We start from the raw sequence: 12,267 nt of genomic DNA on the forward strand, positions 1-12,267 counted from the left end.
GCCCGATGCCCGTCAAGCCGCTGTTTCGCGACGACTTCTATCTCTCCACCTGCGAGGCGGTCGTCACCGCGGTCCATGAAGACGGTGCGATCGAACTCGATCAGACCTGCTTTTACGCCACTTCGGGCGGCCAGCCCGGCGATACCGGCTTCTTCGAACGTGCCGACGGGTCGAAGATCATGCTCGGCGTCACCACCCATGGCGAGACCAAGGACATCATCCTGCACCGGCCACTCGAGGGCGAAGCGCTGCCTTCGGTCGGCGAAACGCTCGTGCTGCACATCGACTGGCCGCGCCGCTACAAGCTCATGCGCATGCACACGGCCTGCCACCTGCTCTCCGTCGTCTGCCCCTATCCGATCACCGGCGCATCCGTGAACGAGGACGACAGCCGCGTCGATTTCGACATGGCGGAGACGATCGACAAGGACGAGGTGACGGCGAAGCTGATGGCGCTTATCAACGAAAACCATCCCATCTTCGTGCAATGGATCACGGATGATGAACTGCAGGCCAATCCCGGCCTCGTCAAATCCAAGAACGTCCGGCCGCCGATCGGCATGGGCCGGGTCAGCCTCGTCTGCATCGGCGAGAATTCTTCCGTTGACAGTCAGCCCTGCGGCGGTACCCATGTATCCGAGACCCAGGAGGTCGGGGCGATTCACATCGCCAAGATCGACAAGAAGGGCAAGGAAAACCGTCGCTTCCGCATCCGTTTCGGCACGCCGGAAGCCTGATTGGGCAAGGGAGCCATCATGACCAAGGAAAAGAGTTCGTTCGTCGTTTCCGCCGACTGGGTCGAAAAGCAGTTGGGCGCGCCGGAATTCAGGGTCGTCGATGCTTCCTGGTATCTGCCGGCCCAGAAGCGCAATGGTGCTGCCGAATATGCCGAAGGCCATGTGCCCGGTGCCGTCTTCTTCGACCAGGACGCGATCTGCGACCAGTCCTCCGGCCTGCCGCACACCCTGCCCTCGCCGGAAGAATTCGCCGCCGCCGCCGAAAAGCTCGGCATTTCCGATACTGACACGATCGTCGTCTATGACGGCCCCGGCATCTTCACCGCTCCGCGGGTCTGGTGGATGTTCCGCCTGTTCGGCGCCACCAGGGTCTTCATCATGGAGGGCGGCATCGACGGCTGGAAGAAGGAAGGCCGGCCGCTCGAGACCGACATTCCGGAACCGGTACCCGGGCATTTCAAACTCAATCCAAGTCTCCACAAGGTGACCACCTTCGCCGCCATGCAGGAGGTTGTCTCATCGGGCAGCCGACAGATCGCGGATGCGCGCGGCACCGGCCGTTTCACCGGTGAAGAGGCGGAGCCCCGCGCCGGCATGCGCTCCGGCCATATGCCCGGCGCGAAAAGCCTGCCGTCGGGCGTCTTTTCCGAGGCCGGCCGCCTGAAGGACCTCGCGGCCCTGCGTGAGACGATCGAGGCCGCCGGCATCGACCTTTCGAAGCCGGTCACCACCACCTGCGGCTCCGGCGTGACGGCGGCGATCATTTCGCTGGCGCTCGAAAGCCTCGGCCATACGGATCACACTCTCTATGACGGCTCGTGGTCGGAATGGGGATCCAAGGAAGACACGCCGATCGTCACCGGGAAGGCCTGAAGCATGGCCGAGCAGACGAAATCGCCGCGGGCGCTGAAAGCACACATCACGCACCTGGAAATGACGGCGCCGCCCAAGGCGAACCTGCCGATCCCGGTCAACATCCACACGGCGCTGATGCGGACGAAGAACATCCCGCTGCCCTTCTATCGCTACCTTTACCGCCAGGTCGGCAGCCGCTGGCACTGGGTCAACCGCCTGCGCCTCGCCGACAAGAAGCTGGAGGCGATCCTGCGCGATCCGCGCGTTTCCGTGACGGTTCTCTACGTCGACGGCGCACCCGCCGGCTTTTTCGAGCTTTTCCACGAAAGCGTGGAGACGGTCGAGCTCTCCTATTTCGGCCTGATGGAACACGCACTCGGCCTCGGCGTCGGCAAGTGGTTCCTGCTGCAGGCGATCACCGCCGCCTGGATGCTGGAGCCCAAACGCGTCACCGTGCAGACCAACACGCTCGACCATCCGCGCGCGCTGCAGCTCTACCAACGCTACGGCTTCACCCCCGTCTCCACTTCCGACGCCCTCGTCCGCCCCTTGAGCGACAAGGAACTCCTCGATCTGGCAAGGCGGGATGTCGCGCAAGTATCGGGTGGCTGAAGTACCTCCCAAAGCGGATCATGGCCTCCACGCCTCAAAAGGAGACCACCATGACCGCCATCCATTTTTCCGCAATGCCCACTGCTGACGCCGAAGCCTATTGGGCCGGCGGGCCGGACGCCTACGGCCTGCCACCCGAGCGGCAGATATCCGATGGCAACGGCGTGCCCTGCCGGCATTGCCTTGCAACCGTCGGCAAGGGCGAGGCCTATCTGGTGCTGGCCTATCGCCCCTTCCCGGCCCTGCAGCCCTATGCCGAGACCGGGCCGATCTTCCTGCATGCCGAACCCTGCAAGCGTTACGCCGCCGAAGAGATCGTTCCGCCGATGCTGGCAAGCCCGGATTACATCGTGCGCGGCTATGGAGAGAACGACCGGATCGTCTATGGCAGCGGCGCAGTGACACCGACCGGTGATATTCCGGCGCGCGCCGCCGACCTCCTGTCGCGCGACGACATCGCCTATGTCCACGTCCGCTCGGCGCGCAACAATTGCTATCAGTGCCGGATCGACCGCGTCTGACGGCGGGAGATGGCGCTCCTGGGCGGTTCAGCCCCAGAGCGCCATGCCGCTCCTTGCCAGAATGTAGAGACCGACGACGACAATGATGCCGGCGAAGATGTTGTTGAGCGTCTGGCCCTTGGTCGACAGCCGCGACGCCGCCAGCATGCCGATGACGCCGCCGAGGATGCCGCCGGCGATGAATTCGAAGGCGATCTTCCAGTCGACGAGCCCGGAGGCCGCATAGTTCGCCGCCGTCGTCAGGCCGAAGGTGCCGACGGCGAGCAGCGACGAGCCGACCGCATTGATCATCGGCATGCCGGTCGCAAACATCAGGCCCGGCACGATCAGGAAACCGCCGCCGATGCCGAAGAAGCCCGACAGCACGCCGGTGCCGATCGCGACGATCGACGTGCGGATGCAGACATGCGGCGGCTCGACGGGCGTATCGGTGGCCGACCCGTTGCGGCGGCCGCGCATCATCGCCGCCGCGACCACCAGCATCAGGAGGCCGAACAGGAAGAGCAGCTTCTGGCCGTCGACCATCTTGCCGAGGCTCGATCCGCCGAAGGCACCGATCACGCCCATGCCGGCGAAGACGGCGGCGCAGCGCCAGCGCACATGGCCCTTGCGGGCGTGGCTGATGAGATTGGCATAGGCATTGACCGCCACCGCCAGCGCCGAGGTTCCGAGCGCCACATGCGGGCTCGCCACGCCGACCACGTAGATGAGCAGCGGTGTCGCCAGGATCGAACCGCCGCCGCCGATCAGTCCGAGGGTGAAGCCGACGAGGCTACCGGAAAACAGCGCCGTCAGCGTTCCGGCCAGCTCCGTGCTCATTCCCAGGCCGCTCCTTGCAACGCGTTCAGCGGGATCTTCAGGTAGCGTCTGCCGTTTTCCTCCGGTTCGGGAAGACGTCCGCCGCGAATGTTGACCTGCAGGGCATGCAGGATGAGCTTCGGCATCGGCAGCGTCCTGTCGCGCGCCTCGCGCAGCGCCACGAAGGCGGCTTCGTCCTTGCCGGTAATGTGCGGGTTGGCGGCCCGCTGTTCGGCAACCGTGCTTTCCCAGCGCGGCTCGCGGCCGCCCGGTTGATAGTCGTGTCCGGTGAAGACGCGCGTGTCACCGGGCAGAGACAGGATCGCCTGGATAGAGTGCCACAGCCGGCTGGCGCTGCCGCCGGGAAAATCGGCCCGCGCCGTGCCGCTGTCCGGCATGAACAGCGTGTCGTGCACGAAGGCGGCGTCGCCGATGACATAGGTGATGGATGCCAGCGTGTGGCCCGGCGAGAAGAGCACCTTCGCCTCGATGGAACCGACCTTGAACCTGTCGCCGGCCGAAAACAGCCGGTCCCACTGCGAACCGTCGGCGGGAAAATCCGGCCAGTTGTAGATTGCCTTCCACAGTGCCTGGACGTCCCTGACCTTCGCGCCGATGGCGGTCGGCGCGCCGGTCTTTTCCTTCAGGTACTGCGCCGCCGAGAAATGGTCGGCATGGGGATGCGTGTCCAGTATCCATTCGACCGTCAGGCCCTCATCGGCCACGAATTTCAGGATCGCCTCGGCATTCTCCGTCGAGGTCGTGCCGGATTTCTCGTCGTAGTCCAGCACGGGGTCGATGATTGCGCATTTGCCCGTCGCGGGGTCGGCCACGACATACTGGACGGAGAAGGTACGCTTGTCGAAGAAGGCGGTGACGACGGGGTTCTGGGGCATGAACTGGGCCTTTTGCTGAAATTCGTGATCCGGGCCGGCGCTGAAGCCGGACCGCGAGAGACATGACCGCCGCGATGATCGGCGGCCCGCCTTATATATATTATTTTTCGTATCTATTTGAGGTGATCGATGATTTCAAGGGTGGCAGACCCGCAATTGCAATGCGCCTACGGCTCCGCGTTGCGCAGGTAGGTGCTGGGCGCCACTCCGGTCATACGCTTGAACATGACGGTGAAGGCCGCCGGGCTGTCATAGCCTAAATCGAGGGCGACATTGGTCACCAGATCGCCGCGCGCCAGCCGCGGCAGGGCCGCGAAAATGCTTGCCTGCTGGCGCCAGTCGGAGAGGCTCAGGCCCGTCTCGCGGCGAAAGAAGCGAGTGAAGGTGCGCCGGCTCATGCCCAGCCGTTCGGCCCAGTGGTCGATCGATGCGCCGGCCGACGGGTCCTGCACGAACCGGCCGCAAAGCCCGGCCAGTTTCGGATCGGCCGGGAACGGCAGGCCGAGCGGCAGTTCGCGCAGATTGGGTATCTCCTCCAGAATGAGCGCCATGATCAGCCCGGCCCGGCCCTCGGGCGCACAGCCCATGGGAAACTTCACCGCCTCGATCATCAGGCTGCGCATCAGATCGGTCATGCCGACGACCCGGCTCGTCTCCGGCAATCCCTCGACCGCGCCGGGTTTGACATAGAGCGAGCGCAGGCTGACATCGCCGTTTGCGACGACGGAATGCACGACATGGGCCGGGATCCACAGCGCATGGCCGGCCGGCACCATCCAGCGCCCGAACGCCGTCGACACCGTGATCACTCCCGTCAGCGCATGGATCAGTTGCGCGCGGCTGTGGGCGTGCGGCGCAACGACGAAGCCGTCCGGGCATTCGCTTGCCTTGGCGACCAGCGGCGTGGTCGTCCGCTCCAGCCGCTCGAGCGACTGTTCCTGGCTCTCCGGCACAGGTGAGTTGAGGATTCTGAAGTGCATGCAATTGGCCCACTTGCGATAGTAATAGACCATACCACGAAAGCAGGCCGGAACAACCCTCTATACCTTGCAGGCAAAGAACACATTCGACAAAAAACGCCCTACGGAGACATCCATGACCGACGCCACAACCGCCGACCGCGCCGCGGCCGGCACGACGGCCTTCACCATCATTGCCGCGTTAAGCTTCTGCCACATGCTCAACGACATGATGCAGTCGCTGCTGGCCGGCGTCTATCCGATCCTGAAGTCGAATTACGGCCTCGACTTCGGCCAGATCGGCATGATGACGCTGACCTTCCAGGTGACCGCCTCGCTGCTCCAGCCGCTCGTCGGCATCTACACCGACAAGCATCCGCAGCCCTATTCGCTGGCGGCGGCCATGGGCTTCACCCTGGTTGGGCTCATTCTGCTCGCCAATACCCACCAGTACGAACTCATGCTGGTCGCCAGCGCCCTGATCGGCCTCGGCTCGTCGGTGTTCCATCCGGAATCGTCGCGCATCGCCCGCATGGCCTCCGGAGGCCGGCACGGACTGGCGCAGTCGCTCTTCCAGGTCGGCGGCAATTTCGGCACGGCGCTCGGGCCGCTGCTCGCCGCCTTCATCGTGCTTCCGAACGGACAGAAGAGCATCGCCTGGTTCTCGGCAGCCGCCCTGCTCGCCATCCTCGTCCTGTGGCGGGTCGGAGCCTGGTATGCCGGGAACCACCTGAAGCGTGGCAAAGGCGCCGGCAGCGCCGTGCGCGAAGGCCTGCCGCGCAAGCAGGTTCTGACCGCGATCGCCATTCTCGGCCTGCTGGTCTTCTCGAAATACATCTATCTCGCCAGCCTGACGAACTACTACACCTTCTACCTGATCGAGAAGTTCGGCCTGACGATCCGCGAGTCGCAGCTGCTCCTCTTCGTCTTCCTCGGCGCGGTCGCCGCCGGCACGGTGATCGGCGGCCCGGTCGGAGACAGGATCGGCCGCAAGGTGGTGATCTGGATATCGATCCTCGGCGTGCTGCCCTTCAGCCTCGCCCTGCCCTATGCCAACCTGTTCTGGACCGCCATCCTGACCGTGATCATCGGCGTCGTGCTCGCCTCGGCCTTTTCGGCGATCATCGTCTTCGCGCAGGAGCTGGTGCCGGGCAAGGTCGGGCTGATCGCCGGCCTGTTCTTCGGCTTCGCCTTCGGCATTGCCGGCATCGGCGCCGCCCTACTCGGCGAACTCGCCGACATCAAGGGCATCGAGTTCGTCTATCACCTCTGCGCCTTCCTCCCCGCCTTCGGCATCCTGACGATGTTCCTGCCGGACATCGAGAAGCGGCGGTCGCACTAGGATCAGCGGCAGTACTGACACTTGTCGCGAAAATCCGGGTTCGACGCCCGATTTTCGCGACAGTGATGACATCCAGTCAGCGGCTTGCCTTCAAGGCCCGCTCGAAGGCGTCCGTCGTCATCTTGATCAGCTGCTGATGGATTTTCAGGCGTGAATGTCCCGTGCCGTCCGAGCAGATCGGATCGCCGACGTCCTCGGTCTCGGCAAGGTCGGCCGCCCCCGGCTTGCACTCGCCGAACATGCTGTAATGGCTCGCATCCGCGATCGTCGCATATGTCGCCTCCGGAATGGTCTTCGCTACGCCCGAGGCAAGTGCGGTCCGGGGGATATGTCCGGCCTGACCGAGATTGACGATCTCGACCGGTATCGCAATGTTCGCGAATGAATCGGGCCGCAGGACATCGACCGGTGCCGGATCGATTGCCATGGCAAACCGGATCCGCTTGTCGCTGTAATCGCGAGCGGCACGTTTCATATCAATGGCGTGAAGATCGATACCGCTCTGTCGCATCCATCCGCAAAGCGATGCATTGAGACTATCGGTGTCGCAATAGCCCGCAAGAAGAACTGGGTCGATTCGCGCGCCGGTCAGCACCAGGGCGGTATTGCCCCCCATGGAAAGCCCGAGCACACCGACACTGCTCGCTTCGACCCCTCGCTTGAACGTTGGATCATTTTCCACCGCATCCAAAGTGGCGGTGATGTCCCCGGGCCTCAGCCACAGCTTGATCGTCTCCTCGGCGGATCGATAGGCGCCACCGTTTCCCGGATGCGTGGGGGCCGCCACGATGAAGCCCGCCTTTGCCAATGGTGTTGCAATCCAGCTCATCGCTTGCGGCGTGCCGCCAAGGCCCGCGCCATGGGAGAGCAGGATCAGAGGATATTCTCCTGCCGCGATCGGCGCGTCGGCCATGGCGGACGTGCCCACGAAGAACGCACTCTCACCAAGTGTGGCGGACGTGCCACCCTTCTCCGCCGGATACCACACAGTCACCGCCAGATTGCTTCCTCGCTCCTTCGACGGAGCCGCGACCTCTCGTACGCCAACAAACTCGCTGGCAAGGGCGGGACGTTGTACCGTCAGCACTGCTGATACTGCCAGGCAGATCAAGGCGGCTCTTGTCATAAAGGGTTTCATCTCGTTCCTCTCTTGCGCTGAATCCGCGATATGCCGTCGTTCTCCGCCATCCGGTCAATGTCCGGTGGGGCACGAGATTGAGGGCCGGCTGCAACTTGCCCGAATCCGAAGCGGCCGCGACCTTGATCACGATCTAGGACGTCCATGATCGCGATTGAGGTCGCTTTGCGGATGATGTTGGCGGAATACCTAGGAGGCGGTTGCTTTCGCTTCTGCTGCCGCCGGGACGTCGCCACCCGCAAGCCGGAAAGCGCTTGGGGTCATGCCCGTGACACGCAGGAATTCGCGATTGAAGTTCGATTTGGTGCCGAAACCGGATTCCAGCATGATGCTTGTCACCGGCTCGCTGGTCGTGGCCAATCGGCGCTTGGCATCGCCGACCCGATATTCATTGACGATCTGCGAGATATTGCGGCCATGCACCCGGTTCAGTGCAGCGGAAATCTGCCGCCCTGGGATGCCTGCCCGCCGGGCAAGACGCTCCAGCGTAAGGTCCGGGTCGCGATAGAGATGCTGCTCGCACATCAGCAGATCGATGCGGCGTGCAATCGCCTGATCATCTTCAATGCTCGCCGTAGGCGGCTCTGACAAAGAGGATGACGCAGTCCCCCCGTCAGAGCCATCGGTCTCGCTTTCCGGACGGGCTCTCTCGGCGACGGTCGCGGCATATCCGGCGATGGCCAGCCAGAGCACGCTTGCCACGCTCAGAAGCGTCCGGGCCTGCCTGCCATCCCCGAATGCGAAGTCGAGCGACACGATGGCGTCGAGAATGGCCGTCACGATCAGAATGATCGCCATTGCCACGAGCGCCCTGTACGCTGTCCACTCGTCGGCAATCCGGACGGCAGACAATGCTTGCGGCCCCTGCCGCGCAATCCGCAGCAAGGCCAAGCCGTATCCGAAGTAAATGATAAAGAGCACAGCGTCGAGCGGCGCCCGCCAAAAGGCAACGAGGAGGGCTGTAACGACCGCCGGCACCAGATGCGGCAGCATGTCCGAAGACCTCATAGGGCTGTTGCGCCTTAGCTGGCCAAATGCGGCAAAGGAGAGCGCCGGCAGCCATGCGGCGATGACCGGCTGGATCAGATGCGCGGGATGCCAGCCGACATTCCAGCTCAACCCGGACATCGCCGACTGCACGGCGAAGGACGCAACGAGCAGCGGAAAGAGCCCCAGCCCGCGATCGGCCTGCCGGAGCATGCGCACCAGGATGAGGCAAAGAATCAGGCAGATGACAAATGGCAGCGGTATCGAAGGCATGGGCATCCATTAGCACGGATCATCACTCGGTCACCCCATGTGATAGCGACTGACGCGCAGAGCGCAAACCCAGCGCGGCAAGCTGTCCCGCCTCTCAATGTCCGTTGAACAGGGCCACCACGCTTCGAGGTGCTTCATCGCTGAAGAACTGTTCGAGGTTACGCGCGCTCTCTTCGGCCGCTTCGGCGCTTCGAGCGAACATCTCGGCCTCATAGGCGGCAAGCGCGCCTTCGATGTTACCCGAAGCGGTAACCAGCGCCTCCGCGAGCCGTGCGCCGTCATACATCGCCAGGTTCGCGCCTTCGCCGGCAAACGGTGACATCAGGTGCGCAGCATCGCCGAGCAACGTCACGCCTTTCACACGCGTCCATCGATGCCCGACGGGCAGCGCATGGATCGGGCGGATCACGGGATCGGCATCGCTCTTCGTGATGAGGACGGTCAGGTCCCGAGCCCACCCTTCGAACTCTTCGGTGATCTGCGCCAGGCCGGTTTTCCGGTCGCTGAAGTCGATCGCGTCGAACCAGTTCTCCGGCTTGTTCAGCGCCACATAGGCCTGCAGCGTTCCATCCGCATTTCGATGCGCCAGAATGCCCTTTCCCGGAGCAACCGCCATCAGCGTTCCACCGCCGATGAGATCTGCACTCGCCTTGTGGCGTGTATCGCCGTCGAACAAACATGTCTCGACGAAGGATGTGCCCGTATAGGTCGGCCTGGCATCGGATACGAGCGGCCGGACCTTCGACCACGCGCCATCCGCGCCGACGAGCAGATCGGAAACAACACTGGCCCCATTGGCAAAGTCGACCTTGTGCCGGCCGTCGCCGAGCGCCACTACGGACGTCACCTTGTGGCCCCACTTGATCGTTTCCGGAGGGAGAGATTCGAGCAGAATGCGCCTGAGGTCACCCCTGTCGATTTCCGGACGGCTGCCGGTCCGGCTACCCTGCAAGTCGAGCAGGATACGGCCATCCTTGTCGGCGACGCGTTTGGCATCCTCGCCGGGACGGATGAGCGTACGGAACTCATCGAAGAGGCCCGCAGACTTCAGGGCGATCTGACCGTTGTGTTCGTGCATGTCGAGCAACCCGCCCTGGAGCCTCGCGCTTGCCGAGGCCTCAGCTTCGTAGACGGTTGCTGCAATTCCGTTGATATGCAGGACCCTCGCGAGTGTGAGACCGCCGAGCCCGGCGCCGATGATTGTAATCGCATGTTCCATTATTGCGCTCCTTTGAACGCAGACAGGCGGCGTCGATCGACGCTGCCGGCTGCAATGACCTGATCTCGTCAGGCGGTTTTGTGGGAGACGCTGGCCGAGCCACGCGAGGCGTGGCTGACGTGTACGCGATGGCAAGAATGGCCAATCGTTTTTCGCGACACTTGAGACATAGTCCAGTCTGACGAGACGATCAAGCGCGACAGGCTCACAGCTCCGCGATCACGCCCGCTGTCGGATCGACCCGGATCAGGGCGTCGAAGATGTCGATCCGAGGGGCCGAGCCGTAGAACGACGCGACCATCTTGCGGTAGGCCTCGCCATGCCAATGGGCGGCATCGGCGCGCGAATGCCAGAGATAGACACCGCCACCGACGGAGCGCCCCTCATCGAGAAAATAGTATTTCCCGACGAGGTCGCTGTTCATCAGCCATTTTCCGGCCGACTGGCGCAAGAGCGTCATCGCCTCTGCCCGCGCCCCGTGCCGGGCGGCAGCTCGTAGGCGACGATCTCGACGATCATCACGCGCCCGCCATGCGCCGGAAGGCGTATTCCGCCTGCGTGACGCCGCCGTAACCATAAGCTGTCGCGCGGCAGTCGATGATGTGGATGTTGGAATGCGGATGCAGGTTGCCGATCCGCTCCGAGAGAAGCGCGAAGGCCTCGCGATGGAACACGGCTTTCTCCTCGCGCGTATTGGTCTCGTCGGTGATCGCCACTTCGAGCCGGAAGGCATTGCGGTCAAGGGCTGCGAGCGACTTTCCGACGATGAACCAGTCCTCGCGGGCCACGTGCCGGACGATGACCGTCGTGCGCTCGAGCTCCTTGCGCAATATGCGGCAGGTCAGCTCCGCAACCTCGTCTGCCAGCCGCGCAGTTTGTGACGGGTCTTTTTCACCGGATAGTGTCAGTGTGATGCCGGGCATTTGGGTCTCCTTCGCTCAAACCTCTGTCGTTCGGATGAGAAAAGCCTAGCCCCGGCCTTTTCATCTGAAAAGCGGGAATATATGGTATCATCCATCGGTTATTCTGGTGGATGATGTGGCCCGTTTCGATCTCGACCTTCTGCATGCCTTCGTGACCGTCACCGATACCGGCAGCCTGACGGCCGCCGCACCCCGGCTATGCCGATCGCAATCGGCGGTGAGCGAGCAGATTCGCAAGCTGGAGGAGACCTGCGGCACGGCGCTCTTCCTGCGCAGCAAGGCCGGCACACAGCTGACGGCGGCCGGAGAACGACTGCTCGGCCACGCCCGGCGCATCCTGGCGCTGAACGACACGGCATTCCAGGATATGAAAGGCTTGCGCCTTGCCGGCGAGGTGCGGTTTGCCATCACCGACTATTTCGAGCCGGCGACGATCGCCACGACGCTGAAGAAAATCCGGCTCACCTATCCGGATCTGCGCCTGCACGTCGCCGTCGTCAGCAGCTCGGTCATCGAGACGGCGCCAGGGGACGTCGATATCGGCCTTTTCATGCGCATTCCGGAAGCCAATTCGCCCGACGCGCCCATCGGCCGCCCCGTTCGCAGCGAAACGTTGCGATGGGTTGCCGACGAAACATTTGCCCGCCCCGGCAACGCTCCGCTGCCCGTCATCGCGCTCAGGGGCTCATGCCGCTTGCGCCAGCACGTCGTCGAACAACTGACGGCACATGAGATCGCCTTCGATCTGGCGCATTCGGCCTCCGGCATTGCCGGCGCGCAGCTGGCGCTGTCGGCAGGGCTCGGCGTCACCTGCCTCAACGCTTCCGCCGTGCCGCCCGGTGCCGTGGCTGTCGGCGAAAAATTCGGCCTGCCGGCCATGCGCGACGTCGATTTCTTCCTGACGCCGCCGAAGACCGGCGAAGCCGCCTTCGTCACCGACGTGCGCAACATTCTTGCCGAACAGCTGCAATAGGCCGTCGCCCCCCACAAAACGAAACCGCCCGGAA

General features: G+C 63.6%; 13 protein-coding genes and 1 pseudogene. 6 read left to right on the plus strand and 8 right to left on the minus strand.

Annotated features, from left to right (window positions below):
• Positions 1-5: 5 nt before the first annotated feature.
• Genes ACU5AZ_RS01815 through ACU5AZ_RS01830 form a run of 4 tightly spaced genes read left to right on the plus strand, consistent with a single transcriptional unit; the run spans position 6 to position 2,725 of the window.
• Positions 6-737: an alanyl-tRNA editing protein gene (locus ACU5AZ_RS01815; protein ID WP_446824366.1), complete on the plus strand. Its 732-nt coding sequence runs from the start codon at positions 6-8 to the stop codon at positions 735-737.
• Between the two features lie 18 nt (positions 738-755).
• Positions 756-1,610: a 3-mercaptopyruvate sulfurtransferase gene (sseA, locus tag ACU5AZ_RS01820; protein ID WP_446824367.1), complete on the plus strand. Its 855-nt coding sequence runs from the start codon at positions 756-758 to the stop codon at positions 1,608-1,610.
• Positions 1,611-1,613: 3 nt separating this feature from the next.
• Positions 1,614-2,204 (plus strand): GNAT family N-acetyltransferase, encoded by a 591-nt coding sequence (locus tag ACU5AZ_RS01825; protein WP_446824368.1) that lies wholly within the window; start codon positions 1,614-1,616, stop codon positions 2,202-2,204.
• Between the two features lie 50 nt (positions 2,205-2,254).
• Positions 2,255-2,725 (plus strand): DUF1203 domain-containing protein, encoded by a 471-nt coding sequence (locus ACU5AZ_RS01830; protein WP_446824369.1) that lies wholly within the window; start codon positions 2,255-2,257, stop codon positions 2,723-2,725.
• A 27-nt stretch (positions 2,726-2,752) separates the two neighbouring features.
• Here ACU5AZ_RS01830 and ACU5AZ_RS01835 read toward each other — a convergent pair whose 3' ends face one another.
• The 3 genes and pseudogenes from ACU5AZ_RS01835 to ACU5AZ_RS01845 form a co-directional block, all read right to left on the minus strand.
• The gene (locus tag ACU5AZ_RS01835; protein WP_446824370.1) at positions 2,753-3,544 is read right to left on the minus strand and encodes a sulfite exporter TauE/SafE family protein; all 792 of its coding nucleotides are present in this window, start codon (positions 3,542-3,544) and stop codon (positions 2,753-2,755) included.
• A pseudogene (locus tag ACU5AZ_RS01840) lies at positions 3,541-4,401 on the minus strand (MBL fold metallo-hydrolase); the annotation flags it as partial. The pseudogene ACU5AZ_RS01840 and the gene ACU5AZ_RS01835, both read right to left, overlap by 4 nt.
• 185 nt (positions 4,402-4,586) lie before the next feature.
• Positions 4,587-5,399 (minus strand): AraC family transcriptional regulator, encoded by an 813-nt coding sequence (locus ACU5AZ_RS01845; RefSeq protein WP_446824371.1) that lies wholly within the window; start codon positions 5,397-5,399, stop codon positions 4,587-4,589.
• Between the two features lie 115 nt (positions 5,400-5,514).
• Between ACU5AZ_RS01845 and ACU5AZ_RS01850 the strand changes: the two genes are divergently transcribed.
• Positions 5,515-6,720 carry an MFS transporter gene (locus tag ACU5AZ_RS01850; RefSeq protein WP_446824372.1) on the plus strand — a complete coding sequence of 402 codons (1,206 nt, stop codon included), beginning with the start codon at positions 5,515-5,517 and terminating at the stop codon, positions 6,718-6,720.
• Positions 6,721-6,796: 76 nt separating this feature from the next.
• Here ACU5AZ_RS01850 and ACU5AZ_RS01855 read toward each other — a convergent pair whose 3' ends face one another.
• From ACU5AZ_RS01855 to ACU5AZ_RS01875, 5 genes are all read right to left on the minus strand, one after another.
• A complete protein-coding gene (locus tag ACU5AZ_RS01855; RefSeq protein ID WP_446824373.1) occupies positions 6,797-7,858 on the minus strand; it encodes an alpha/beta hydrolase family protein in 1,062 nt (353 codons plus the stop codon).
• 189 nt (positions 7,859-8,047) lie between these two features.
• Positions 8,048-8,998: a helix-turn-helix domain-containing protein gene (locus tag ACU5AZ_RS01860; RefSeq protein ID WP_446824374.1), complete on the minus strand. Its 951-nt coding sequence runs from the start codon at positions 8,996-8,998 to the stop codon at positions 8,048-8,050.
• 214 nt (positions 8,999-9,212) lie between these two features.
• Positions 9,213-10,337, minus strand: coding sequence for an FAD-dependent oxidoreductase (locus tag ACU5AZ_RS01865; RefSeq protein WP_446824375.1), 1,125 nt, complete (start codon positions 10,335-10,337; stop codon positions 9,213-9,215).
• Positions 10,338-10,542: 205 nt separating this feature from the next.
• Positions 10,543-10,797, minus strand: coding sequence for a hypothetical protein (locus ACU5AZ_RS01870; RefSeq protein WP_446824376.1), 255 nt, complete (start codon positions 10,795-10,797; stop codon positions 10,543-10,545).
• Between the two features lie 58 nt (positions 10,798-10,855).
• Positions 10,856-11,260 (minus strand): tautomerase family protein, encoded by a 405-nt coding sequence (locus tag ACU5AZ_RS01875; protein WP_446824377.1) that lies wholly within the window; start codon positions 11,258-11,260, stop codon positions 10,856-10,858.
• A 106-nt stretch (positions 11,261-11,366) separates the two neighbouring features.
• Here ACU5AZ_RS01875 and ACU5AZ_RS01880 point away from each other — a divergent pair, with 106 nt between their 5' ends.
• Positions 11,367-12,233, plus strand: coding sequence for a LysR family transcriptional regulator (locus ACU5AZ_RS01880; RefSeq protein WP_446824378.1), 867 nt, complete (start codon positions 11,367-11,369; stop codon positions 12,231-12,233).
• Positions 12,234-12,267: the final 34 nt, after the last annotated feature.

This window comes from Rhizobium sp. PAMB 3182, from assembly GCF_052908355.1.